Annotated in this window: 20 protein-coding genes; 18 read left to right on the forward strand and 2 right to left on the reverse strand. The window is 71.9% G+C overall.

Going from position 1 to position 23,550, the window contains the following annotated elements; all coding sequences use genetic code 11:
• Positions 1–216: 216 nt before the first annotated feature.
• Positions 217–1,116, forward strand: coding sequence for an IclR family transcriptional regulator (locus ACWD2L_RS34215; protein WP_451192884.1), 900 nt, complete (start codon positions 217–219; stop codon positions 1,114–1,116).
• 41 nt (positions 1,117–1,157) lie between these two features.
• Here ACWD2L_RS34215 and ACWD2L_RS34220 read toward each other — a convergent pair whose 3' ends face one another.
• Positions 1,158–1,742, reverse strand: coding sequence for a flavin reductase family protein (locus ACWD2L_RS34220; RefSeq protein WP_451192887.1), 585 nt, complete (start codon positions 1,740–1,742; stop codon positions 1,158–1,160).
• 251 nt (positions 1,743–1,993) lie between these two features.
• Here ACWD2L_RS34220 and ACWD2L_RS34225 point away from each other — a divergent pair, with 251 nt between their 5' ends.
• From ACWD2L_RS34225 to ACWD2L_RS34290, 14 genes are all read left to right on the forward strand, one after another.
• The gene (locus ACWD2L_RS34225) at positions 1,994–2,860 is read left to right on the forward strand and encodes an alpha/beta fold hydrolase (RefSeq protein WP_451192890.1); all 867 of its coding nucleotides are present in this window, start codon (positions 1,994–1,996) and stop codon (positions 2,858–2,860) included.
• Positions 2,857–4,530 (forward strand): FAD-binding protein, encoded by a 1,674-nt coding sequence (locus tag ACWD2L_RS34230; protein ID WP_451192893.1) that lies wholly within the window; start codon positions 2,857–2,859, stop codon positions 4,528–4,530. The genes ACWD2L_RS34225 and ACWD2L_RS34230 overlap by 4 nt, the downstream gene beginning before the upstream one ends.
• A complete protein-coding gene (locus tag ACWD2L_RS34235; RefSeq protein ID WP_451192896.1) occupies positions 4,527–5,564 on the forward strand; it encodes a 2Fe-2S iron-sulfur cluster-binding protein in 1,038 nt (345 codons plus the stop codon). The genes ACWD2L_RS34230 and ACWD2L_RS34235 overlap by 4 nt, the downstream gene beginning before the upstream one ends.
• A 10-nt stretch (positions 5,565–5,574) precedes the next feature.
• The gene (locus ACWD2L_RS34240) at positions 5,575–6,483 is read left to right on the forward strand and encodes an acetaldehyde dehydrogenase (acetylating) (RefSeq protein WP_451192899.1); all 909 of its coding nucleotides are present in this window, start codon (positions 5,575–5,577) and stop codon (positions 6,481–6,483) included.
• Positions 6,484–6,524: 41 nt separating this feature from the next.
• Positions 6,525–7,589 (forward strand): 4-hydroxy-2-oxovalerate aldolase, encoded by a 1,065-nt coding sequence (gene dmpG / locus ACWD2L_RS34245; protein WP_451192901.1) that lies wholly within the window; start codon positions 6,525–6,527, stop codon positions 7,587–7,589.
• Positions 7,590–7,597: 8 nt separating this feature from the next.
• Positions 7,598–8,782, forward strand: a complete 1,185-nt coding sequence (locus tag ACWD2L_RS34250; RefSeq protein WP_451192903.1) for an acyl-CoA dehydrogenase family protein — start codon at positions 7,598–7,600, stop codon at positions 8,780–8,782.
• A 43-nt stretch (positions 8,783–8,825) separates the two neighbouring features.
• Positions 8,826–9,755: a VOC family protein gene (locus ACWD2L_RS34255; protein WP_451192905.1), complete on the forward strand. Its 930-nt coding sequence runs from the start codon at positions 8,826–8,828 to the stop codon at positions 9,753–9,755.
• A complete protein-coding gene (locus ACWD2L_RS34260) occupies positions 9,752–11,248 on the forward strand; it encodes an FAD-dependent oxidoreductase (protein WP_451192908.1) in 1,497 nt (498 codons plus the stop codon). The genes ACWD2L_RS34255 and ACWD2L_RS34260 overlap by 4 nt, the downstream gene beginning before the upstream one ends.
• The gene (locus ACWD2L_RS34265; protein WP_451192910.1) at positions 11,245–11,997 is read left to right on the forward strand and encodes an SDR family NAD(P)-dependent oxidoreductase; all 753 of its coding nucleotides are present in this window, start codon (positions 11,245–11,247) and stop codon (positions 11,995–11,997) included. Before ACWD2L_RS34260 ends, ACWD2L_RS34265 begins: the two co-directional genes overlap by 4 nt.
• A 38-nt stretch (positions 11,998–12,035) precedes the next feature.
• On the forward strand, positions 12,036–12,827 hold the full coding sequence (locus ACWD2L_RS34270) for an SDR family oxidoreductase (RefSeq protein WP_451192912.1): 792 nt from the start codon (positions 12,036–12,038) through the stop codon (positions 12,825–12,827).
• A gap of 136 nt (positions 12,828–12,963) precedes the next feature.
• The gene (locus ACWD2L_RS34275; protein WP_451192914.1) at positions 12,964–14,124 is read left to right on the forward strand and encodes a steroid 3-ketoacyl-CoA thiolase; all 1,161 of its coding nucleotides are present in this window, start codon (positions 12,964–12,966) and stop codon (positions 14,122–14,124) included.
• A 6-nt stretch (positions 14,125–14,130) separates the two neighbouring features.
• Positions 14,131–16,353, forward strand: a complete 2,223-nt coding sequence (locus tag ACWD2L_RS34280) for an acyl-CoA dehydrogenase (protein ID WP_451192917.1) — start codon at positions 14,131–14,133, stop codon at positions 16,351–16,353.
• Positions 16,350–17,222 carry a MaoC/PaaZ C-terminal domain-containing protein gene (locus ACWD2L_RS34285; protein ID WP_451192919.1) on the forward strand — a complete coding sequence of 291 codons (873 nt, stop codon included), beginning with the start codon at positions 16,350–16,352 and terminating at the stop codon, positions 17,220–17,222. The genes ACWD2L_RS34280 and ACWD2L_RS34285 overlap by 4 nt, the downstream gene beginning before the upstream one ends.
• Complete coding sequence (locus ACWD2L_RS34290) at positions 17,219–17,863, forward strand: PaaI family thioesterase (protein WP_451192922.1); 645 nt, start codon at positions 17,219–17,221, stop codon at positions 17,861–17,863. Before ACWD2L_RS34285 ends, ACWD2L_RS34290 begins: the two co-directional genes overlap by 4 nt.
• Positions 17,864–17,935: 72 nt before the next feature.
• Here ACWD2L_RS34290 and ACWD2L_RS34295 read toward each other — a convergent pair whose 3' ends face one another.
• Positions 17,936–19,579 (reverse strand): class I adenylate-forming enzyme family protein, encoded by a 1,644-nt coding sequence (locus tag ACWD2L_RS34295; RefSeq protein ID WP_451192925.1) that lies wholly within the window; start codon positions 19,577–19,579, stop codon positions 17,936–17,938.
• 199 nt (positions 19,580–19,778) lie between these two features.
• Here ACWD2L_RS34295 and ACWD2L_RS34300 point away from each other — a divergent pair, with 199 nt between their 5' ends.
• From ACWD2L_RS34300 to ACWD2L_RS34310, 3 genes are all read left to right on the forward strand, one after another.
• Positions 19,779–20,540, forward strand: a complete 762-nt coding sequence (locus tag ACWD2L_RS34300) for an SDR family NAD(P)-dependent oxidoreductase (protein WP_451192928.1) — start codon at positions 19,779–19,781, stop codon at positions 20,538–20,540.
• A gap of 99 nt (positions 20,541–20,639) precedes the next feature.
• The gene (locus ACWD2L_RS34305) at positions 20,640–21,875 is read left to right on the forward strand and encodes an NADH:flavin oxidoreductase (RefSeq protein ID WP_451192932.1); all 1,236 of its coding nucleotides are present in this window, start codon (positions 20,640–20,642) and stop codon (positions 21,873–21,875) included.
• Positions 21,876–21,886: 11 nt separating this feature from the next.
• Positions 21,887–23,542 carry an AMP-binding protein gene (locus tag ACWD2L_RS34310; protein WP_451192935.1) on the forward strand — a complete coding sequence of 552 codons (1,656 nt, stop codon included), beginning with the start codon at positions 21,887–21,889 and terminating at the stop codon, positions 23,540–23,542.
• Positions 23,543–23,550 lie beyond the last annotated feature (8 nt).

Genomic DNA, 23,550 nt, shown 5'->3' on the forward strand with positions numbered 1-23,550 from the left:
GTCTCTCCTCGTACCGTCGGCGGCGTGCGTGCTGTTCAGGCGATTCGTAACGCAGGACCGGGAGTTGGAGGCGGCCGGTCCCGCTGATCGGGAGGGTGCCGGAGGGGCTCGCGCGGTGTCTCCGGCGGAATCCCGTGCACGCCTCTTCCTCCCGCACTCGCGCCCTGCTAGCTTCCGAAAGTAGAATTCATTTCAGAAAGAGTGGAGGAGGGCCCCATGACAGTTGTCAACGACGTGGCTGCTGTGGACGTGCCCGCTCGTAACGAGCTGCCACCGTCGATGGTCGAGCGCATGACCCTGATCATGGACGCGTTCACCGGACGCACCACGAGACTGTCGCTGGAGGACGTGGCGCGCTGTACCCAATTGCCACGCTCCACGGCCCACCGCATCCTCGAACAACTGGTGCGGCTGCGCTGGCTGGAGCACAGCCACTTCGGCTACGGTCTCGGCCGCCGGGCCCTCGGACTCGGCGGCGGCGACGGCGCCCATGCCGAGATCCGCGCGGTCGCCGCGGGGCGCCTGCACCACCTGCAGATCCGCACCGGCCTGGTCGTCCATCTCGCCGTGCTCGACGAAGGGCAGGTGCTCTACCTCGACAAGGCCGGCGGCCGCTTCGCCGCCGCCGTCCCCTCGTGGGTCGGCGGCCGGGCCCCGGCCCCCGCCACGGCGCTCGGCAAGTCGATGCTCGCCTGGCTCGAACCGGAGGACGTCGAGGCCAGGCTGGCCGACACACTGGGCAAGCTCACCCACCGCACCATCGCCGACCTGCCCACGCTGCATCAGGAGCTGTACCGGATCAGGCAGCGCCGCGGACTCGCCTTCGAGCACGGCGAGTTCTTCCCCGGGATCGCCTGTGTGGCGGCGGCCGTGCGGGGCCCCGAGGGGCCGGTGGCCGCGATCTCGCTGGCCGGAGAGGCCCGCACCCCGCTGGAGAAGGTCGCGCCGCTCGTGGTCGATGCCGCCAGGCAGGTCTCGCGGGAACTGTTCCCCTGCCTGGACAACGACGACCGGCACGGGAAGGCCAAGGCCCAGGCCGTGGGCCGGGAGGAGAACTGGTCGGCGCAGGCCATGGACCGGCTGCTGGCGGCCGGACAGAACGGCGACTGGCTCTGACCTCCGCGCCGCCCCACCGGCCGCCGAACCCGGCGGCCGGGTCAGCCCCAGAGACCGCCCACGCCCCAGGCGAAAGGGTCCGCGGGGGAGGGGGCGGTGCGCGGCGCCGTCCGGGTGCCGTCGACGCCGAAGCGCCCGCGGAAGAAGAGCATCGGCTGCTGCTCACCCTCCGTCTCGAGGCCCAGGACCCGGCCGATCACCACGTCGTGATCGCCGGCCACGTGTACCTCGTGCACCTCCGCGTGCGCGCGCATCAGCACGCCGCGCAGCGCCGGTGTCCCCCAGGGGGAGAGGTCCCAGCCGAGCCCCGCGAACTTCGCGCCCCTGCTGGACCCGAAGCGTTCGCACAGGCCCGCCTGCTCCTCGGCCAGGACGTTGACGCAGAACCGGCCCGTGTCCCTGATCCGCGGCCAGGCCCGTCCGCGGTGGTCGGCGCAGAAGAGGATCAGGGGCGGATCGAGCGAGACGGACGCGAAGGACTGACAGGCGAATCCGACCGGATCCCCCTCGGTGTCGAGGCCGGTGACCACGGTCACCCCGGTCGCGAACGCCCCCATGGCCCGGCGCATGTCGGTCGCGGTGGCCGCCGCGCTGTCGGGCGCCTCGGCTGTGGTGGGTGTTCTCATCGGGTTCACCTCAAGGGGGACGGCACGGTGTCGTGCGCGGTGAGTGAGCGAAGAGGCCGAGGCTAGAACCGCCCAGGACGGCGCAGGACGGTGCTCCCGATGAGTGGAACCCGCCCCGGAGCGGCCGTGCCCCCGAGGGCGGCCCGGCCGCCGCCGCACGCACGTCCCGCTGATCGGGATGCCTTCCGCCCCGCCCGCAAGCGCACGGTTACGTTCCCGGCGTTGACCACAGGACGGCGAAGGCAGGAGCGATGACGGAGCTGAGCCACGAGTCCACCGCACGTGAACTCACCACCGAGCACGGCACATTGAGGTATCACGAGGCCGGTGAAGGGCCGCCCCTGGTGATGCTGCACGGTTCGGGCCCCGGGGTCACCGGCTGGCGCAACTTCCGCGGCAATCTCGCCACGTTCGCCGAGCACTTCCGCTGTCTGGTCCTGGAGCTGCCCGGGTTCGGTGTGAGCGACCCCGTCGACGGTCACCCCATGGTCACCGCGCCGGACACCCTCGGCCGTTTCCTCGACGGCCTCGGCCTCGACCAGGTCGATGTCATCGGCAACTCCATGGGCGGCATCGTCGGCACCCAGTTCGCGCTGAGCCGGCCCGAGCGGGTCCGCCGGCTCGTGACGATCGGCGGCATCGGCCGCAACATGTTCAGCCCCGGCCCGGGCGAGGGCATCAGGCTCCTGACCGAGTTCACCGACCACCCCACCCGCGAGGGCCTGGTCCGCTGGCTGCGCTCCATGGTGTACGACCAGAGCCTCGTCACCGACGAACTCATCGAGGAACGCTGGCAGTTGGCCAACGACCCCGAGGCGCTGGCCAATGCCCGTTCCATGTACGGCGGTTCGGCCCTCGCTGCCCGTGCGGCCGCCGCTGCCGCCTCCGACCAGGCCCCGTACTGGGCGATGCTGCACCGGCTCAAGCCGAAGACCCTGCTCACCTGGGGCCGCGACGACCGCGTGAGCCCCGTCGACATGTCCATCGTGCCGATGCGCACCATCCCCGATGCCGAACTGCACGTGTTCCCCGACTGCGGTCACTGGGTGATGATCGAGCAGAAGGCGGCCTGGGAAAACGTCGTACTGGCGTTTCTGACCCGCAAGGAGTCGGCATGAGCTCCGCTCCCACCCCCGCGCCCGCCCCCGCCTGGGACCACGAGTTCGACTTCGTCATCGTCGGAAGCGGCGGCGGTGGCATGACCGCCGCGCTGGCCGCCGCGGACGTCGGACTGTCCACCGTCGTGGTCGAGAAGGGGTCCGTGTACGGGGGCACCACCGGTATTTCCGGTGGTGGCATCTGGATCCCCGACAACCCCGTCCTGCGCGCCGGTGGCCAGCGCGACAGCCGGGAGTCCGTCCGCCGCTACCTCGACGTGCTCACCGAGGGCCGGGTCCCGGACGCCCGCCTCGACGCCTACGTCGACGAGGGGCCCGCGACCATGGAGCTGCTGTGCCGCAGCAAGTGGATGCGCTTCACCTGGACCAAGGGCTACTCCGACTACCACCCCGAGTACGAGGGCGGGCGCGCCGAGGGCCGGTCGATCGAGGCCATCCCGTTCGACACCCGCAAGCTCGGCGAGGACGAGAAGTACCAGCGGCCCAACAGCCTCAAGGGCCCCCTCGGCCTGTGGGTGACCAGCAAGGACTACCACGACCTCGCCATGGTCAAGCGGACCTGGCGCGGCCGCTGGGCCTCCGTCGTCGCCGCCTGGCGGGTCTCCTCCAACATGGTCCGCCGCCGCCACATGTCCACCGGCGGACGCGCCCTGGTCGCCCGGATGCGCATGGCCCTCAAGGACGCGGGCGTCCCGCTGTGGCTGCGCACCCCGATGACCTCGCTCGTCACCGACGACAGCGGCCGGGTCACCGGAATCGTCGCGCAGCGCGACGGCGAGGCCGTCCGCATCCGCGCCCGGCACGGCGTACTGCTCGCCGCCGGCGGGTTCGACCACAACGAGCGGATGCGCGAGCAGTACCTCCCGGACGGTGGAACGCGAGATTACAGCGCCGGCGCGCAGGAGAACGTCGGCGACGGGATCCTCGCGGGACTCGAACTCGGCGCGGCGGTCGACTTCATGGACGACGCCTGGTGGATGCCGTCGGTGCGCCACCCCAAGGGCGTGACGATCCCCCTCGTCTCCGAGCGCTGCATCCCGCCGTCCGTGATCGTCTCCTCGCACGGCAAGCGATTCACCAACGAGTCCTCGCCGTACACGAACTTCGTCCACGACCAGCTGGCAGGCAAGCACGTCCCGGCCTGGTTCGTGATGGACGCCAAGGCCCGCGCCCGCTACCCGTTCGCCCAGGTGCTGCCCGGGATGCCCTTCCCCCGCGGGTTCTACGACGCCGGGATGGTCCACCAGGCCGGCACCATCGCCGAACTGGCCCGCGCCATCGACGTACCGGAGCAGGAACTGACCGCGACCGTCGAACGGTTCAACGGCTTCGCCCGCACCGGCAAGGACACCGACTTCGGCCGCGGCGACAGCGCCTACGACCGCTATTACGGTGACCCCACGCTGCCCAACCCCAACCTCGACGTGATCGACAAGGCCCCCTTCTACGCCGTGCGTCTCGACGTGGGCGACCTCGGCACCAAGGGCGGCCTCGTCTGCGACGAGCACAGCCGGGTGCTCGGCGAGGACGGCGGCCACATCGACGGCCTCTACGCGACCGGCAACACCTCCGCGTCCGTCATGGCCAACGAGTACGCGGGACCGGGAGCCACCATCGGCCCGTCCATGGTCTTCGGCTACATCGCGGCCCGGCACGCGGGTGCCCGATGAGCGACACCCACCTCACCGTTCGTGTGGTCGAGGTGGTCCGCGAGACCGCCGACGCGCACTCACTCGTGTTGGAACCGGCCGACGCGCCGGAGGAGCAACTCACTTACCGGCCGGGCCAGTTCTTGACCGTCCGGGTACCCACGGAACGCGCCGGGGGAGCCGCCCGCTGCTACTCGCTGTGCAGCTCCCCGCTGCGCGACGACAAGCTCAAGATCACCGTGAAGCGCACCGCGAACGGCTACGGCTCCAACTGGATCTGCGACCACGTCGTGGAGGGCGACACACTCGACGTCCTGCGGCCCGCGGGCACGTTCACACCCGACACACTTCAGGAGGACCTTCTCCTCCTCGCGGCGGGCAGCGGCATCACCCCCGTGATGTCGATCCTGAAGTCCTGCCTGCACGCAGGCACCGGATCCGTCACGCTGCTCTACGCCAACCGCGACGAACACTCGGTGATCTTCCGCAGTGAACTCGTCGCGCTCGCCGAGGAGTTCGGCGAGCGGCTGACCGTGCTGCACTGGCTGGAGTCGGTGCAGGGCCTGCCCACAGGACCCGCCCTGCGCGCCCTCGCCGCGCCGTACACCGGGCGGCGGACGTTCGTGTGCGGTCCCGGACCCTTCATGGAGCTGGCCACCACCACGCTCACGGACATGGGTGTGCCGGCGGACCGGGTGCGGGTCGAGCGGTTCACCTCGCTGACCGGCGACCCGTTCGCCGCACCGACGACACCCACCGAGGACGAGCCGCCGGGACCCGTCGGCGAAATCGAGGTGGAACTCGACGGGGACACCAGGACGCTTCCCTGGCCGGGCGGCCGCAAGCTCCTCGACGTACTTCTCGCCGCAGGACTCGAAGCGCCGTACTCCTGCCGGGAGGGCAACTGCAGCGCCTGCACCTGCCGGCTCGTCGAGGGCGAGGTGGCGATGGAACGCAACGAGGTGCTCGACGACCGCGACGTCGCCGACGGCTACGTACTGGCCTGCCAGGCGCTCCCGCTCAGCGAGCGGATCAGGATCACCTACGACGGATGAGGTTCGAACTGTGACCAAGGCGACCGCCGCCATCGTCGGCTCCGGAAACATCGGAACCGATCTGATGTACAAACTGCTCCGGTCCGAGACGATCGAGCCACGCTGGATGATCGGCATCGACGCCCAGAGCCCCGGCCTCAAGCGCGCCGCCGAAGAGGGCCTCACGGTGAGCGCCGAGGGCGTCGACCCACTGATCGCCCAGGACGAGAAGCCCGATCTCGTCTTCGAGGCGACCTCGGCCGGCGTGCACCGGGCGAACGCCCCCAAGTACGCCGAACTCGGCATCCAGGCAATCGACTTGACCCCTGCCGCGCTCGGCCCCGCCGTCGTCCCGGCCGTCAACCTCGGCGCGCACCTGGACGCGCCGAACGTCAGCCTGATCACCTGCGGGGGGCAGGCCACCATCCCGATGGTGCACGCCGTCTCCCGGGTCACCGAGGTCGCGTACGCGGAGATCGTGGCCAGTGTCGCCTCGCCCTCCGCGGGCCCCGGAACCCGCGCCAACATCGACGAGTTCACCCTCGCCACCAGCCGGGGCATCGAGACCATCGGCGGCGCCGCCCGCGGCAAGGCCATCATCATCCTCAACCCGGCCGAACCGCCCATGCTGATGCAGGACACCGTCTTCTGCTCCATCCCCGCGGACGCCGACCGCGCGGCCATCACCGCCTCCATCCACGAAGTGGTGCGCCAGGTCGCCTCGTACGTGCCCGGCTACCGGCTGCGCGCCGAGCCGCAGTTCGACGACCCGGACACCGCAGGCGGTGTCCCGGCCCGGGTCGCGATCTTCCTGGAGGTGGAGGGCGCGGGCGACTTCCTGCCCCCGTACTCCGGGAACCTCGACATCATGACCGCCGCCGCCACCAAGGTCGGTGAGGGCTTCGCCCAGCGGATCACCGCCCGGCACACCGCGTCCTGACTGCCCCTCACCACCTGTCACCACCAAGGAGGCCGCCCGTCATGCCCTTCAGCGCAGACCTCGACATCCGCGTCACCGACTCCTCGCTGCGCGACGGCTCGCACGCCAAGCAGCACCGGTTCACCGTGGAGGACGTGCGGTCCGTCGTCGCCGCCCTCGACGACGCCGGGGTACCCGTCATCGAAGTCGCCCACGGCGACGGCCTGGGCGGATCCTCGTTCAACTACGGCTTCAGCCACACCCCGGAGCAGGAACTCATCAAAGCGGCGGTGAAGACCGCCCGGCAGGCGAAGATCGCCTTCCTGATGCTGCCCGGACTCGGCATCCAGGACGACATCCGCGAGGCCGCCGACAACGGCGCCGCGATCTGCCGGATCGCCACCCACTGCACCGAGGCCGACATCGCCGCCCAGCACTTCGGCCTGGCCCGCGAACTGGGCCTGGAGACCGTCGGGTTCCTGATGATGGCGCACAGCGTCCCGCCCGAGGTCCTCGCCCGGCAGGGCCGGATCATGGCCGACGCGGGCTGCCAGTGCGTGTACGTCGTGGATTCCGCGGGCGCCCTCGTCCTGGAGGACGTCGGACACCGCGTCGCCGCGCTCGTCGCCGAACTCGGCGAAGATGCCCAGGTCGGCTTCCACGGCCACGAGAACCTGGGGCTCGGCGTCGCCAACTCGGTGTCCGCCGTGCGGGCCGGGGCCCTGCAGATCGACGGGTCCACCCGCCGCTTCGGCGCGGGCGCGGGCAACACCCCCGTCGAGGCGTTCACGGCGGTCTCCGACAAGCTCGGCATCCGTACCGGCATCGACACCACGAAGATCATCGACGCTGCCGAGGACGTCGTCCTGCCCATCATGGGCGGCGACCGCCTCCTCGACCGGATGTCGCTGACCATGGGCTACGCGGGCGTCTACTCCAGCTTCCTCGCACACGCGGGCCGGCAGGCCGCCAAGTACGGCGTCTCCGGCACCGAACTCCTCCTGGAGGCCGGACGACGCAAGCTCGTCGGCGGCCAGGAGGACCAACTCATCGAGATTGCCGTCGGGCTCGCGGAGCGGGCAGGCGCGGCCAAGGACACGACCGGGCCGACGCCCGCGGGAAAGTGAGCACCCCCATGCCCAACCAAGTACTCGATGCCGTGGTCGAACGCGCGGAGGAGATCCGCGCCCTGGGACCCGCGAACGAGTCGCTCGGCCGTCTCGACGACCAGACGGCCAAGGTGCTGCGGGAGACCGGCGCCATCCGCATGCTCCAGCCGAAGAAGTACGGCGGACTCGAGCTGCACCCGCGGGAGTTCGCCGAGACCGTCATGGGGATCGCCGCCTGCGACGGCTCCACCGGCTGGGTCACCGGCGTCGTCGGCGTCCACCCGTGGGAGATGGCGATGGCCGATCCCCGGGTGCAGGAGGAGATCTGGGGCCGGAACCCCGACACATGGATCGCCTCCCCATACGCCCCGATGGGGCTGCTGCGGCCCGTCGACGGCGGCTACGTCTTCAACGGCCACTGGCAGTTCTCCTCCGGCACCGACCACTGCGACTGGATCTTCCTCGGTGCCTTCCTCGCCGACGAGAAGGGCGAGCGGCTCAACCCGCCGCGCTCCGTGCACGTGATCCTGCCGCGCGCGGACTACGAGATCGTCGACGACTCCTGGGACGTGGTCGGCCTGCGCGGCACCGGCAGCAAGGACGTCGTCGTCAAGGACGCCTTCGTGCCCGACTACCGGGTCGTCGACTACGCCAAGGTCGTCGACGGCAGCCTCGCCGAGGAGGCCGGCCTGACCAACCCGATGTACCGGCTGCCGTTCTCCGCGGCCTTCCCCCTCGGCATCACCGCCTCCGTCATCGGCATCTGCGAAGGCGCCCTCGCCCACCACCTCGCGTACCAGCGCGACCGCGTCCAGATCACCGGCACCGCCGTCCGCGACGACCCATACGTCCTGTACGCGGTCAGCGAGGCCGCCGCCGAGATCGCCGCCTCCCGCGCCGCCCTGCTGGACAACATCAGCGTCCTGTACGACATGGTGGCGGCCGGCGAGCAGATCAGCTTCGACCGGCGGGCCGTGGGCCGCCGCACCCAGGCGCGGGCCGCCTGGCGGGCCGTCCGCGCCGTCGACGAGATCGTCGCCCGCTCCGGCGGCAACGCCATGCGGATGAGCAACCCCATCCAGCGTTTCTGGCGCGACGCCCACACCGGCCTCGCCCACGCCATCCATGTGACGGGAGCGGTCTTCCACGTCGCGGCGCTGACCCAGATCGGGGTGGTGCCCCCGCAGGGGCCCATGCGCTCGATGATCTGACACCGGCGGGACCACCACAGGCAGGAAGCACAGGAGGAAGAACGTGACGCACATCCGAAGCCTCGGCCATCTCCGGGTCCGCACCCGCGACATCGTCCGCTGGCGCGAACTCACCGTGGGCGCGCTGGGGTTCGCCGAGGGGACCGGGCCCGACCCGGACGGCCTGTACCTCAGGATGGACGAGCGCAGCGCCCGGCTCGTCGTCCTGCCCGGTGACACCGATCGGGTCGAGGCCATCGGCTGGGAGGTGCGCGACCAGTTCGCGCTGGCCGAGGTCGCCCGCGCCGTCGAGGCGTCCGGCACCCCGGTCAAGGAGCTGACCTGGCAGGAGGCGGAGGCCATCGCCGTGGAGCGGGCCATCGCCTTCGAGGACCCCGCGGGCGTCCGCGTCGAGGTGTTCTTCGGGCCCGTCCTCGACCACAGCCCCGTCCTCACCGGCCACGGCCAGCGCTTCGTCACCGGCGCCCAGGGCATGGGCCACGTCGTCCTGCCCACGACCCGCATGGACGAGACCGTCGACTTCTACACCGACGTCCTCGGCTTCCTGCCGCGCGGCGCCGTCAAGTTGAGCGTCCAGTCACCGGACGCCCCGCCGCGCCGCGTGCGCTTCCTCGGCGTCAACCAGCGCCACCACAGCCTGGCCCTGTGCCCGGCGCCGCACGGCGAGGCCCCCGGCCTGGTCCACCTCATGGTCGAGGTCGACACCCTGGACGCGGTGGGCCGCGCCCTCGACAACGTCGGCCGCCTCGGCTTCCCGCTGTCCTCCACCCTCGGCCGGCACACCAACGACAAGATGGTCTCCTTCTACGTACGGGCGCCGGGCGGCTGGGACCTGGAGTACGGCACCGAAGGACTGCTCGTCGACGAGAGCCACTACACCGCCGAGGAGATCACCGCCGACAGCTACTGGGGCCACGACTGGTCGGGCTCCGAGCCGCTCGCGGCGTTCTCGCCGCCGAAGGCGGACGGATGAGCCCGGCGCGGCCGGTCGTGACTCCGGTCCCCGCCTCGTCCGTCGGCCGGTACGACGCCGAAGCCGACGTCCTCGTCGTGGGGTTCGGATGCGCCGGCGCCGCGGCCGCCTTCGAGGCGGCCTCGGACGGTGCCCACGTCCTCGTACTGGAACGCGCCGGCGGGCCGGGCGGTTCCTCGGCGCTGTCCGGCGGCGAGCTGTACCTCGGCGGCGGCACCCCCGTGCAGAAGGCCTGCGGCTTCGAGGACACCGCCGACGACATGTTCGCCTATCTGTCGGCCGCCCTCGGCCCGCACGCCGACGAGGAGAAGCTGCGTGTCTACTGCGACGGCAGCACCGAGCACTTCCAGTGGTTCGTCGACAGGGGCGTCCCCTTCGAGAACTCCCTGTGGGACGCACCGAGTTGGATGCCGCCTTCGAACGACGGCCTGATGTGGCTGGGCGAGAACGCCTGGCCCTACGACACCCTCGCCCGCCCCGTGCCCCGCGGGCACCGCCCCGCCGTCGGCCACTTCGGCGGCGGGCTGCTGATGGAGAAGCTGGTCGCCGCCGCCCGCGGGGCCGGGGCCGCCGTCCGCACCGACACCCTGGCCGGCGCGCTGATCACCGGGGACGACGGCCGGATCGTCGGCGTCACCGCCCGCCGCTACGGGCAGGACCTGGCCTTCCGCGCCCGCCGCGGCGTCGTCCTGACCACCGGCGGATTCGTCGACAACGAAGAGATGCTCTCCGACCACGCCCCCGCCCTGCTGGGCCTCGGCAAGGTCAGCGACGGCCTCGACGACGGCGGCGGCATCCGGATGGCCTGCGCCGCCGGTGCGGCCACCCGGCGGATGTCCGCGACCGAGATCGCCATGACCGCGTTGCCGGCCCTGGCCGTGCGCGGCCTGCTGGTCAACGCCCACGGCCAGCGCTTCATCAACGAGGACGTCTATCCGGGCCTGTTCAGCGCGGCGGCGGTCCTGACCCAGCCGGGCCCGTACTGGGTGATCGTCGACCAGGAGGGCTACGAGTCGGTGCCCGAGGCCGAACGCTGGGGCGTGCTGCCCCGGCACGCCGACGACAGCCTGGCCGTCCTGGAACGCGAACTCGGCATGCCCGAAGGGGCGTTGGAGACCTCCGTCGGCACCTACAACCGGCACGCCGAGCACGGCGACGACCCCTACTTCCACAAGAACACCCGGTGGCTGCGGCCCCTCAAGGCGCCCTTCGCGGCCCTCGACCCGCGCCTCGGCTTCCACAACACAGGGGGGCGGGCGAGCGCGGGATCCGGCCCTGGCGCGGCCGGGTTCACCCTGGGCGGGCTGCACACCACCGTCGACGGCGCCGTGCTGGACGTCTCCGGCGCGCCCCTCCCCGGCCTGTTCGCGGCAGGCCGGGCCGCCTCCGGCATCCACGGGCACGGCTACATCAGCGGCACCTCGCTGGGCGACGGAACCTTCTTCGGACGCAGGGCGGGGCGCGTCGCCGCCGCCGCGAAGGGCAGCTCATGAACCGTTTCGAGGGCGCCACCGTCCTGCTCACCGGCGCCGCGTCCGGCATCGGCCGCGCCACCGCGCTGCGGCTCGCCTCGGAAGGCGCCACCGTGTTCGCCGTCGACCTGTCCGAGAGCGGCCTGCGGGAGACCGCGGAACGCCTCCCGGCCGGGGCCGGACGGGTCCACACACACGTCGCCGACGTGTCCGACGAGAGCTCGGCCGTGGCCGCCGTGGCCCGTGCCGCAGAGCAACTGGGCGGCATCGACGTTCTGGTCAACGTGGCGGGCGTGCACCGCACCACACCGATCGACCGGCTCACCGTCGACGACCTTCAGCACCTTTTCTCCGTCAACGTCGTCGGCACGGCGGTCTTCTGCCGCGAAGCGCTGCGCCACCTGCCCGACGGCAGGGGTGTCATCGTCAACGTCGCCTCGTCGTCCGCGACCCACGGGAATCCGTTCATGAGCGCCTACTCCGCCACCAAGGGCGCGGTCCTTGCGTTCTCCCTGTCCCTCGCGGCCGAGGTGGCGCACCGGCGCATCAGGGTCGTGCCGGTCTCGCCCGGCACCGTCGTCACACCCCTGACGGCCCGGCCCGACATGCTGCCGTCCGACCTGGACACCAGCTACTACCAGCGCATCCGCGCGCCGTTCGGCGCGGGCGACCCGGAGCAGATCGCGGGCGTCATCGCCTTCGCCGCCTCCCCGGACGCCGGTTACCTCACGGGTGCGGAGATCCGGGCCGACGGGGGCTCCCACATCTGACGTAACGGCAGACAGACAGATAGAAAGACGGGGCAATCATGACCTCAACACCCGCACAGCGTCGGGTAGTTGTCACCGGGGTGGCCTCGGGCATCGGCAGGGCGCTCACCGAGCTTCTCCGGGCCCAGGGAGACGACGTGATCGGCGTCGACCTGAAGGACGCCGACGTCCCCGCCGACCTCGGCACCGCCGCCGGACGGCAGGAAGCCGTCCGCGCCGTCCTCGAACGCAGCGGGGGAGTCCTCGACGCGGTGATCGCCTGCGCCGGGATCTCGGCCCGCGTGCCCGCCACGATCGCGGTCAACTACTTCGGTGTCACGGAGCTGTTGGACGGGCTCCGTCCCGCCCTGGCCCGCGCCGAGGCACCGCGCGCCGCGTTCGTGGGCTCCATCGTCGGGACCAAGCCGGGCGCGCAGGACGTCATCGACGCCTGCCTCGCCGGTGACGAACCGGCGGCGCTCGCCGCGGCCGCCGCCCTCACGGACACGGGCTCGGGCGGCGCCCTCTACCCCGCGTCGAAGGCGGCCCTGGCCCGCTGGGTGCGCCGTACCAGCGTCACCGACGCGTGGGCCGGGGCGGGGATCCCGCTCAACGCGGTCGCCCCGGGCGTGGTGCTCACCCCGATGCATGCGGCCGTCGCCGTGACCGAGGAGCAGCGCAGGATCGTCGCGCAGGCTGTGCCCATGCCGCTGCACGGCCACGCGGAACCCGAAGTCATAGCGCGGGCTCTGCGCTGGCTGACCAGCGTGGAGAACAGCCATGTGACCGGACAGATGCTGTACGTCGACGGAGGCGCCGAAGCGGTCCTGCGCGGCGCGGAGCGGGTCTGAGCCCTCCCCGCCCGTCTGAGCCCTCTCCACTGAGTGGGACGACCTCTTGCCTTCTTTCAGAATGAATTCTAGTTATGGAGGTGCACGCGACCACACCACCCGGCCCGCACGGGCCGCCTCACACCTACGGAGAACCATGGCCGAGGCCGTCATAGTCGAAGCCGCGCGGACGCCGGTCGGCCGGCGACGCGGGGTCCTGTCGGGGCTGCACCCGGCCGAACTGCTGGGCCAGGCGCAGAAGGGCCTGCTGGAGCGGGCGGGCCTCGCGCCCGACGTGGTCGAGCAGGTCGTCGGCGGCTGCGTCACGCAGGCGGGCGAGCAGTCCAACAACGTGACCCGCACCGCCTGGCTGCACAGCGGACTCCCGCACGCCACCGCCTGCACCTCCATCGACTGCGCCTGCGGCTCCTCGCAGCAGGCCGTGCACCTGATCCACGGACTGATCGCCGCGGGCACCATCGACGCGGGCATCGGCTGCGGCGTCGAGTCGATGAGCCGAGTCTTCCTCGGCCAGGCGCAGACCCCCGACACAGGCGTGCCCGTGCCCGCCGACTGGTCCCTCGACATGCCGGACCAGTTCACCGCCGCCGAGCGGATCGCGCACAAGCGCGGCATCACCCGCGCCGACGTCGACGCCCTCGGCCTCGCCTCGCAGCAGAAGGCCGCCCGCGCCTGGGCCGAGGGCCGCTTCGCGGGTCAGGTCCTCGACATCGACGCCCCGGTGATGGGGCCCGAGGGCCCCACCGACGAACGCGCCCTCGTCTCCCGCGACCAGGGCCTGCGGGACACCACGGCCGAAGCGCTCGCCGCGCTCAAGCCGGTGATCCCCGACGGCATCCACACCGCGGGCAACTCCTCGCAGATCAGCGACGGCGCCGCCGCCGTGCTGCTGATGGCCAAGGAACGCGCCGACAGCCTCGGGCTGCGCGGCCGGGCCCGGATCGTCGCCTCCACGATGGTCGGCTCCGACCCGTACTACCACCTCGACGGCCCCGTCGAAGCGACCCGCACGGTCCTGGACAAGGCGGGGATGACCCTGGACGACATCGACCTCGTCGAGATCAACGAGGCCTTCGCCTCCGTGGTCCTGTCCTGGGCCCAGGTCCACAAGGCCGACATGGACAAGGTGAACGTCAACGGCGGCGCCATCGCACTCGGCCACGCGGTGGGCTCCACGGGCGCCCGGCTCATCACCCAGGCGCTGTACGAGATGGAGCGCGCCGACAAGTCCACCGCACTCGTCACCATGTGCGCCGGCGGCGCGCACTCGACGGCCACGATCATCGAACGGATCTGAGACACCATGACCATCGGGCTGACCGAGGAGCACCGCGACCTCCGCGACTCCGTACGCGCCTTCACCGGCCGGCACATCACCGCGGACGTCCTGCGCAAGGCGGTCGACGCCGAGGACGAGACGCTCCCGCCGTACTGGCGGGCCCTCGCCGATCAGGGCCTGCTCGGCCTGCACCTGCCCGAGAAGGCCGGGGGAGCGGGCTACGGTCTTGTCGAACTGGCCGTCGTTGTCGAGGAGTTGGGGCGCGCCGTCGCTCCCGGCCCGTTCCTGCCGACCACCCTCGCCGCTGCGATCCTGAACGGGGCCGGACACCACAACTACCTGCCGGGCCTCGCCGACGGCACCGTCGTCGGCGCCGTCGCGCTGCGCCCCGGCACCCTCACCCTGACCCGCCAGGGCGACGGCGCGGCCGTCCTGTCCGGCGAGTGCGGACCGGTCATCGGCGGCCACACCGCCGACCTGTTCGTGCTGCCCGCGGCGGACGGTGACACCACCACATGGGTCGTCGTGCCGCGCGCCGTGGTGGCGACCATCCACCGGCGCAGCCACGACCTGACCCGCCGCTCGTCCGTGGTGGACGCCCACGCGGTGACGGTGCCGGCCGCCGACATCCTGACCGTCGACCCGGGGCTGCCGCTCGACCTGGCCGCCACCCTGTTCGCCGCGGAGGCCTCCGGGATCGCGGACTGGGCCGTCACCACCGCCGCCGACTACGCCCGCGTCCGGGAGCAGTTCGGCCGCCCCATCGGGCAGTTCCAGGGCGTCAAGCACCGCTGCGCGCGGATGCTCGCGCAGGCCGAACAGGCCCGCGCCTGCGCCTGGGACGCGGCCCGCGCCGTCGAGCCCGGCGCCGTCGACGACCCCGGCGAGGCCGCGCTCGGCGCCGCCGTCGCCGCGGCCACCGGAGTCGACGCGGGCTTCGCCGCCGCCAAGGACTGCATCCAGGTGCTCGGCGGCATCGGCTTCACCTGGGAGCACGACGCCCACCTGTACCTGCGCCGGGCCCAGACCCTGCGGATCACGCTCGGGTCCGCCGCGCGCTGGCGCCGCCGCGTCGCCCGGCTCACCCTGGACGGCTCCCGCCGCAGGCTCGGCGTCGAACTCCCGCCGTCCGCCGCGGCCGCCCGCGAGGAGATCCGCGCCGAACTCGCCGCGGCCGCAGCCCAGTCCGAGGCTCAACGTCCGGTCTTCCTCGCCGACCGCGGATACACGGCGCCGCATCTGCCCGCCCCCTGGGGCAAGGGCGCCGACGCCGTCACCCAGCTCGTCATCGCCGAGGAGCTGCGCGCCGCGGGCCTCAAGCCCGTCGACATGATCATCGGCGGCTGGGTGGTGCCCACCCTCGTCGCGCACGGCGACGACGCGCAGCGCGAGAAGTTCCTGCGGCCCAGCCTGCGCGGCGAGATCAACTGGTGCCAGCTGTTCAGCGAGCCCGGCGCCGGATCCGACCTGGCCGGCCTGTCCACCCGCGCGGTCAGGGCCGAAGGAGGCTGGCGGATCACCGGCCAGAAGGTGTGGACCTCCGGGGCCCAGGACTCCGACTGGGGCATCCTGCTCGCCCGCACCGATCCCGAGGCGCCCAAGCACAAGGGACTCTCGTACTTCCTGCTCGACATGAGCAGCCCCGGCATCGACATCCGGCCGCTGCGCCAGATCACCGGCGAGGCCGAGTTCAACGAGGTGTTCCTCGACGACGTGTTCGTCCCCGACGCCCTCCTCGTCGGCGCACCCGGCGACGGCTGGCGGCTCAGCCGCACCACCCTGGCCAACGAACGCGTCGCCCTCTCGAACGACTCCTCGCTCGGCTCCGGCGGCGAGGCACTGCTCGAACTCGCCGCCGCCGCACCCGCGGAGATGGACGACGAACGGCTCACCACCCTCGGCTCCATCCTCTGCGACGCCCAGGCCGGCGGCCTGCTCGGCCTGCGTGCCACCCTGCGTTCGGTCTCCGGACAGCAGCCCGGCGCGGAGGCCAGCATCGCCAAACTGACCGGAGTGGAACACCTCCAGGAGGTGTGGGAGACCGCCATGGACTGGCTGGGCGACGCCTCCCTCAGTGGCGAGGGCCCCCGCCAGGACCCCACGTGGTGGTTCCTCAACTCCCGCTGCATGTCCATCGCGGGAGGCACCACCGAAGTGCAGCTGAACATCATCGCGGAGCGCATCCTGGGCCTGCCCCGGGACCCCGCACCGGCTGCCAAGAAGCCCGAGGGGACGGCCCGCGCATGACCATCGACCGCGACAAGGCACTCGGCGCACCCCCCACCGTTCAGGACATCGCCTGGACGACCCGGGACGTGCTCCTCTACCACCTCAGCCTCGGAGCCGGCGCCGACGCCGCCGTGGGACCTGAACTCGGCCTCACCTACGAGCGCGACCTCAAGGTGCTGCCCACCTTCGCGATGGTCGCCGGCACCGGCATCTCGACGGGCACCGACCCCGACCCGTCCTTCGAACTCCCCGGCATCGAGATCGACTTGCGCCGCATCCTGCACGCGGGACAGGAGCTGACGGTCCATCGCCCCCTCCCGGCCGCCGGCACGGCCACCCTCTCCTCCCGCGTCGTCGAACTGTGGGACAAGGGCAAAGCGGCCGTCATCGTGCGGGAGTCCGCGGCCACCGGGCCCGACGGCGAGCCGCTGTGGACGAGCAGGATGCAGATCTGGGCCCGCGGCGCGGGCGGCTTCGGCTCGCAGCCGGCCCCACGCACCGAGTGGAACGCACCCGACCGCGCCCCCGACGCCGTGCTCGACGCCCCCACCACCCCCCAACAGGCGCTGCTCTACCGGCTCAACGGCGACCTCAACCCCCTGCACGCCGACCCGGACTTCGCCAAGGCCGCCGGATTCGAGCGGCCCGTCCTGCACGGGCTCGCGTCCTACGGCCTGGTCGCCAAGGCCGTCGTGGACGGCCTGCTCGAAGGCGACGCGAGCAGGCTGACGGAGCTGTCGGTACGGTTCGCGGGCGTCCTCCTGCCCGGCGAGACCATCCGCACCGCCGTCTGGCGCGACGGCGACCGGCTCCTGCTGCACGCCACCTGCCCGGAGCGCGACGACGCGCCCGTACTCACCCACGCGACGGCGAGGATCACCGCATGAGCGTCCCCGTACCCTCACAGCCCGGCGGACGGCCGGACACACTGGTCGCCGCCGCCCACGACGAGGGCGTCGACGCGGCCGCCGCCGCGGCCCGCAGACTGATCGAGGCCCTGCTGCGGGCCGGCGACGACACCGACGTCGACATGACGGGCGTGACCAAACAACTCGACGCCCTGGCTGACCAGTTGACCGATCGGGCCCCCGGCCTGGACGAGCGCCTCGTCACCATGTGGCAGGGCGCCGGCGTCACCCGGCACGACCCCGTCACTGGCCCGGAGAACCCCCTCGCCCCGCCCCTGGAGCTCATCGGCCAGGACGACGGATCCGTCCAGGGCACCGTCACCCTGGGCCTCGCCTACCAGGGCCCGCCCCGCTGTGCGCACGGCGGTGTGTCCGCGCTGCTGCTCGACCACACCCTCGGCGTGGCCAACCACTGGGCGGGCCTGTCCGGGATGACCGCCGAACTCACCGTGCGCTACCTGCGGCCCACCCCGCTGTTCGAGCCCCTCACCATCACCGGCCGGCAGCTCTCCGTGGACGGCAAGAAGATCCGTACCGAAGGATCCATCGTCGCCGGCGGCCGCGCGTGCGTGACGGTCCAGGGCCTGTTCATCGCCAAGGAACTGCCCCGCCCCACCTGATCCGCCGACACACCAACAAAAGGCCCCGGGCGGAGGAACTCTCCGCCCGGGGCCTTTTGTTGGTGTGTCCGGTCACACCTGTACGTCGCGGCGAATGACCTTCCCCGTGGCGTTGCGCGGCAGCTCGTCCGAGGTGATCCGCCACCGCGACGGGGCCTTGTAGTACGCCAGGCGCGCGCGGACGTAGTCGGTCAGGGACTCCTCGGTGAGGCCGGCGTCCGCGTCCGTGACGACCACCGCCGCCACCTCCTGGCCCAGGTCCGGGTGCGGCACACCGACCACCAGGCACTCCCGCACCCCCGGGCACTCGGCCAGCACGCCCTCGATCTCCGCCGGGTACACGTTCTCGCCGCCGCGCAGGATCAGGTCCGAGCGCCTGCTGGTGAGCCGCAGCCGGCCGTCCTCCAGCATCCCGATGTCCCCCGTGTGCAGCCAGCGGCCCGCCCGGATGGCCCGGTCGGTGGCTTCCTGGTCCTCCCAGTAGCCGAGCATCACGTACGGGCTGCGCAGGCAGATCTCGCCCTCCTGCCCCTCCGGCAGCGGCTTGCCCGCCGGGTCGCGCACCTCCAACTCCACCGCCACCACCGGGCGTCCGAGGCTGTCCGGCGCCGCGGCGAGGTCGGCCGGGGTGGCCACGGCCGCGCCCGTACAGGACTCGGTCAGCCCGTAGCTGTTGGCCAGAGCGTGGCGCGCCACCGGCAGCACCGCGCGCAGCCGTTCATGGAAGGCGGGGGAGGACGGGGCCGACGCCAGCGAGAAGGACGTCAGGGACGACAGGTCGTAGCCGCCGAGGTCGCCGTGCTGGACGATCCGGTGTGCCATGGTCGGCACCGCGCCCCAGTTGGTGACCCGCTCCCGCTCGATGAGCCGCAGCACCCGGTCGGCCTCGAAGCGGCCCTGGTACATCACGACGGTGCCGCCGTCCACGAGCCGGGGGACCGCGAGGTTGTGCAGCGACGCGATGTGGAACAGGGGCAGCGCGAGCAGATGCCGCCGATCCTCAGGCGCCGTCGGATCGCCCAACTCCGCGGCCAAGATGTTGTTGAGGCTCAGGTAGTCGATGACGGCCAGCAGGTTGCGGTGCGTGTGCACCACTCCCTTGGGGCGGCCCGACGTACCGCTCGTGTACATGATGATCGCGGGGTCGTCCTCGTCGATCTCCGGCCGCGGCAGCGCCGCGTCCGGGTGCCGCAGCCGCAGACCGGGGACGTCCTCCTCGAACGTCAGCACCGGCACACGCGAGCCGTCCACCAGGGCGGCCCGCTTCGCGTCCGCGAGCACCACCTTGGGCCGGGTGTGCCCGAGGCCGTACTCGATCTCGGGCGCCGTCCACCAGGCGTTGTAGCCGACGGCGACGGCGCCGAGCGAGACCGTTGCCCAGAACGCGACGATCCAGCCCGGGGTGTTCGCCGCGAGCAGCGCCACCCGGTCGCCCTTGCCGACCCCGTACTCCTCCTCCAATACCCGGGCCAGGGATGCCACTTGACGCGCGTGGCCGGCGAACGAGAGCCGCTCGTCCTCGGTCACGATGTAGTCGCGCTCACCGTGCCGCACGGAGTCGGCCACCACATCGGCCAGCGACCTCCCCCGGTGCGCGAACACCTGCATCCGCGCACCCAGTACGTCCTCCTGGACCAGTTCGAAGGCACCACCGGGGCCCGTCAACCGCCGCAGGACCTCCGGCACCGTCTTCTGATGATCCGCCGTCGCGCTCATGCGCCTCCCTCTCGCCGGAGTGGATGATGTGCGCGCCATCGTTCTCCTGCGGCCCGTGGTGAACAGCGCGGTTCCCGGTCACCGGGACGGTCCGCCGCACGGCGCCCGGTGCCCTGCCACTCAGTGGGATCCGCGCCCCGGACGGCGCCCGCACCCGTCGAGCATGGTCGGCCGCAGCCGAAGGGAGAAGAGGGAGAACATGGGTCATCTTCAGGACAAGGTCGCCGTCGTCACCGGGTCGGGCCAGGGCGTGGGCCAGGGCATCGCCCTCGCCCTGGCCCAAGACGGCGCGACGATCGCACTGCTCGGCCGGACACCGGCGAAACTCGAGGCGACCCGCGAACTGCTGCGGGCCCGCGGCGCGCGGGCCGAGGTCTTCCCCTGCGACGTATCCGACACCGACCGGATCCCGCACCTGGTGGAGGAGATCGCGGAACGCCTCGGACGCATCGACATCCTCGTCAACAATGTCTACGACGGCGCGTACGGTCCGCTCCTCTCACTCAGCGACGCCGACTTCCAACGAGGCTTCCGCAGCGGCCCCTTCGCGACGTTCGCGTTCATGAAGGCCTGCCACCCGCACCTCAAGTCCGCCGGCGACGGCGTTGTCATCAACCTCGTCACCTCCGCCATGGTCCGCTGGGACCTCAGCACCTACGGCGCCTACGCCGCGGCCAAGACGGCCGTGCGCTCCCTGACCAGGACCGCCGCCAACGAATGGGGCCCCGACGGCATCCGCGTCAACGCGATCGCCCCGCACGCCGCGTCCCCCGGCTATCTGCGCTGGTCAGAGGCCAACCCCGAGGAGGCGAAGGCCTTCACCGCCACCATTCCGCTGCGCCGCGTCGGTGACTGCGAGGAGGACATCGGCCGCGCCGTGGTGATGCTGTGCGGCCGCGACGCCCGCTATCTGACCGGCGCGACCGTGCCCCTGGACGGCGGTCAGGCCAACTTCGACTGACGGTGTTCCCGGTCAGCGGGACGGTCCGCGCCCACCCATCCATCGCTGAATAGCGTCACGACTGCCACCACGACGGGTGTGCGGACGGAGGTTCCCCCCTTGACTCAGACAACGCACCAGCCGCCCGGAACACCGGACGTCCTGGCCCCCGCGACACTTGGCCCCACCACGCTGCGCAACCGCGTCGTCAAGGCGGCGACGTACGAGGGGCTGAGCCGCAACAGCCTGGTCACCCAGGACCTGATCGACTTCCATGTCCGGTACGCGGCCGGCGGGGTGGGCATGACCACCGTCGCCTACTGCGCCGTGGCCCCGGAGGGCAGGACCGACCGGCACCAGGTGCTGTGGCGGCCCGAGGCACTGCCAGGCCTGCGCAAGCTGACCGACGCCGTGCACGCCGAAGGCGCGGCGGTCTCCGCCCAGATCGGCCACGCAGGTCCCGTGGCCAACCCGAAGTCCAACGGGGCGCCCGCGCTCTCGCCCAGCCGCCACTTCCACAAGACGACCCTCAGCTTCGCCAAAGAGGCCTCCCGGGCCGACCTGAAGCGCATCGTCCGAGGCCACGCCGACGCCGCCGCCATGGCCGTCGAGGCGGGATTCGACTGCGTCGAGATCCACCTGGGCCACAACTACCTCGCCAGCTCCTTCCTCAGCCCGCGTATCAACCACCGCAAGGACGAGTACGGCGGGAGCCTGGAGAACCGGTTCCGGTTCGCCCGCGAGATCGTGCACGCCGTGCGGGCGGCCGTCGGCGACCGGATCGCCGTCATAGCCAAGCTCAACATGGACGACGGAGTCCCCGGCGGCTTCTGGCTCGACGAGGCCATCCCCGTCGCCCGTCTGCTGGAGAGCGACGGCTGTCTCGACGCGCTGGAACTGACCGTGGGCAGCTCCCTGCTCAACCCCATGTACCTCTTCCGCGGTGACGCCCCGCTGCACGAGTTCACGCAGATCATGCCCGAGCCGGTGAAGACGGGCATCAAACTCGTCGGCAAGCGGGTGCTGCACAGCTACCCGTACGACGACGCCTACCTCCTCGAACAGGCCCGGCAGATCCGCTCCGCCGTCGACATGCCGCTGATCCTGCTGGGCGGGATCACCGGCCGGCCGAGCATGGACCTGGCCATGCGCGAGGGCTTCCAGTTCGTCGCCATGGGCCGCGCCCTGCTGCGCGAACCCGACCTGATCAATCGCATCCAGGACGACGCGGACACGCCCTCCCTGTGCATCCACTGCAACAAGTGCTTCGTCACCATCTACGGCGGCACCCGCTGCGTACTCGTCGAACCGCCCGGCGAGCGCACGCCCGCCGGCCAGTCGCCCATCACGGGCTGAGGGGGCCGACGTTGGAAGCCACCATCGCCGACCAGCTGCTCGCCCGCGCCGGGGACGACCGCCTCGGCCTGCGCACCCGGGAGCGGGACTGGACCTGGGACGAGGTCGTCCGCGAGAGCGCGGCCCGCGCCTCCCTGGCCCGGTCACTGCGCACCGAGCGGCCCTTCCACATCGGTGTGCTCCTCGACAACACACCCGAGTACGTGTTCTGGCTGGGCGGCGCGGCCCTCGCCGGTGCCTCCGTCGTCGGCATCAACCCGACCCGGCGCGGCAGCTACCTGGAACAGGAAGTACGCCACACCGACTGCCAGTTGATCGTCACCGACCGGGCAGGGCTCAGACTCCTCGACGGTCTCGACCTCGGCGTCCCGCCCGATCGGTACCTGGTCGTGGACGAACCGGCCTACGACAAGGCGCTGGCCGAGCACGCGACGGCCGAGCCCGTCCGCGATCCCGCCGTCACCGCCGCCACCCGCATGCTGCTGCTGTTCACCTCCGGCACCACCGGCGCCTCCAAGGCGGCGATCTGCTCGCAGGGCCGCCTCGCCGCGCTCGGACACACCAACGCGGCCAAGTACGAGGTCGGCGCCGACGACGTCTGCTACTGCCCGATGCCGCTGTTCCACGGCAACGCGCTGATGGCGCTGTGGGCGCCCGCGCTCGCCGCCGGTGCCACCATCGCCCTCACCCCGAAGTTCTCCGCCTCCGGATTCCTCCCCGACGTACGGCACTTCGGCGCCACCTTCTTCACCTACGTCGGCAAGGCCATCGCCTACGTGCTGGCCCACCCGGAGCAGACCGACGACGGGGACAACCGGCTCACGCACGCCTTCGGCACCGAGGCGTCCCCCGAGGACCAGGCCGACTTCCTGCGCCGCTTCGGCTGCCGCCTCATCGAGGGCTACGGATCGAGCGAGGGCGCCGGCATGCTCAAACGCGTACCCGACGGGCCGGCCGGCGCGCTCGGCGTGCCCGCCCGCGGCGGCGTACGGATCGTCGACGCGGACACCCGCGAGACCTGCCCGCCCGCGCTCCTCGACGAGCACGGCCGGGTACGCAACCCCGAGCAGGCCATCGGGGAGATCGTCGACACCGAGGGCGCCGCCCGCTTCGAGGGCTACTACAAGAACGACGCCGCCAACGCCGAACGCGTCCACCACGGTTGGTACTGGACCGGCGACCTCGGCTACGTCGACGAGGCAGGCTACTTCTACTTCGCCGGCCGCAGCGGGGACTGGATCCGTGTCGACGGCGAGAACACCTCCGCCCTGCTGACCGAACGCGTACTGCGCCGACACCCCGACGTCGTCGCCGCCGCCGTCTTCGGCGTCCCCGACCCCCGGTCGGGCGACCAGGTGATGGCCGCCGTCGAGCTCCCCGAGGGCAGCAGCTTCGAGGAGCTGCGGCTGCCCGAATTCCTCGCAGGGCAGCAGGACTTGGGCACCAAGGGCACCCCCCGCTACGTCCGCGTCTCGCACGCCCTGCCGACCACCGGCTCGGGCAAGCTCCGCAAGAAGGAGATGCAGGTCGAGGGCTGGCGCGTCGACGACCCCGTGCACGTGTGGCGGGGCCGCGGGCGACCCGAGTACGTCCTGATGACCGACGAGGACAAGTCGGCACTGCGCGCGGAGTTCCTCGCCAGCGGACGCGCCCGCTTCCTGCCCTGACACCCCTG

The sequence above is a fragment of the Streptomyces sp. NPDC002754 genome, assembly GCF_053592315.1.

Excerpts from the sequence above, each read along its gene's own strand:
- ACWD2L_RS34215 (WP_451192884.1), top strand. The coding sequence starts at position 217 with ATGACAGTTGTCAACGACGTGGCTGCTGTGGACGTGCCCGCTCGTAAC.
- ACWD2L_RS34220 (WP_451192887.1), bottom strand. The coding sequence starts at position 1,742 with ATGAGAACACCCACCACAGCCGAGGCGCCCGACAGCGCGGCGGCCACC.
- ACWD2L_RS34225 (WP_451192890.1), top strand. The coding sequence starts at position 1,994 with ATGACGGAGCTGAGCCACGAGTCCACCGCACGTGAACTCACCACCGAG.
- ACWD2L_RS34230 (WP_451192893.1), top strand. The coding sequence starts at position 2,857 with ATGAGCTCCGCTCCCACCCCCGCGCCCGCCCCCGCCTGGGACCACGAG.
- ACWD2L_RS34235 (WP_451192896.1), top strand. The coding sequence starts at position 4,527 with ATGAGCGACACCCACCTCACCGTTCGTGTGGTCGAGGTGGTCCGCGAG.
- dmpG (WP_451192901.1), top strand. The coding sequence starts at position 6,525 with ATGCCCTTCAGCGCAGACCTCGACATCCGCGTCACCGACTCCTCGCTG.
- ACWD2L_RS34250 (WP_451192903.1), top strand. The coding sequence starts at position 7,598 with ATGCCCAACCAAGTACTCGATGCCGTGGTCGAACGCGCGGAGGAGATC.
- ACWD2L_RS34260 (WP_451192908.1), top strand. The coding sequence starts at position 9,752 with ATGAGCCCGGCGCGGCCGGTCGTGACTCCGGTCCCCGCCTCGTCCGTC.
- ACWD2L_RS34265 (WP_451192910.1), top strand. The coding sequence starts at position 11,245 with ATGAACCGTTTCGAGGGCGCCACCGTCCTGCTCACCGGCGCCGCGTCC.
- ACWD2L_RS34270 (WP_451192912.1), top strand. The coding sequence starts at position 12,036 with ATGACCTCAACACCCGCACAGCGTCGGGTAGTTGTCACCGGGGTGGCC.
- ACWD2L_RS34275 (WP_451192914.1), top strand. The coding sequence starts at position 12,964 with ATGGCCGAGGCCGTCATAGTCGAAGCCGCGCGGACGCCGGTCGGCCGG.
- ACWD2L_RS34280 (WP_451192917.1), top strand. The coding sequence starts at position 14,131 with ATGACCATCGGGCTGACCGAGGAGCACCGCGACCTCCGCGACTCCGTA.
- ACWD2L_RS34285 (WP_451192919.1), top strand. The coding sequence starts at position 16,350 with ATGACCATCGACCGCGACAAGGCACTCGGCGCACCCCCCACCGTTCAG.
- ACWD2L_RS34290 (WP_451192922.1), top strand. The coding sequence starts at position 17,219 with ATGAGCGTCCCCGTACCCTCACAGCCCGGCGGACGGCCGGACACACTG.
- ACWD2L_RS34295 (WP_451192925.1), bottom strand. The coding sequence starts at position 19,579 with ATGAGCGCGACGGCGGATCATCAGAAGACGGTGCCGGAGGTCCTGCGG.
- ACWD2L_RS34300 (WP_451192928.1), top strand. The coding sequence starts at position 19,779 with ATGGGTCATCTTCAGGACAAGGTCGCCGTCGTCACCGGGTCGGGCCAG.